General features: G+C 44.5%; 1 protein-coding gene. It reads left to right on the top strand.

Annotation, left to right across the window (positions count from 1 at the left end):
* Positions 1-286: 286 nt before the first annotated feature.
* Positions 287-600, top strand: a 314-nt coding sequence (locus tag BWI93_RS20360; RefSeq protein WP_094814706.1) for a hypothetical protein, incomplete at its 3' end; no start/stop codon positions are given.

The following is a 600-nucleotide window of genomic DNA, read 5'->3' on the forward strand; positions in this document are numbered from 1 at the left end:
TCATCCCTGAAATATTAAAAAAACGGCCCTGACTGCAACGCAGCCCTGATTCGCTGCATCCTTGGTGTGTAAATAAGGTCAGCCGTTTTGGAACGCAAACCCCATCAATCACCGCTCATCCAGCAACCAAGCCTTACATACTACTTTGCATTGCATAGTACCTGTTTTCAACCCAACTTTGAATCATCAATCAGGCCAGTCACCTCTGATGAACGTACCCAAGCCATGATTTTCTAAAACAACCGATTAGCTCACTTTTGCCTGTCAATCTCAATCGATAAAAGCCATGAAAACTTCCATTCAATCTCTGTTCGCTCTTGCTTTTGCTTTCGTTACCCTGAACAGCTTTGCTGCTCCTCGTCCAACGGAAGATCCTAAGGGAACCGCTAAATCTTCTTATGCCGTCAATGTCTTCAAAGGGAAACAAGGCAAAGTCAACTTTCTGTTGGAAAAAGTAGCGGGTAAGAAACTGATCGTTTCCCTGCGAAATGCCAAGGGTGATATTCTTTTCAGTGAAAACATCAGTAAAAACGCTACCGGCTACGCCCGCCGTTTTGATATGAACGAACTGGCCGATGGTCAATACCACATTGAAGTGAC

The organism is Siphonobacter sp. BAB-5385, from assembly GCF_002261125.1.
Lineage (GTDB): Bacteria > Bacteroidota > Bacteroidia > Cytophagales > Spirosomataceae > Siphonobacter.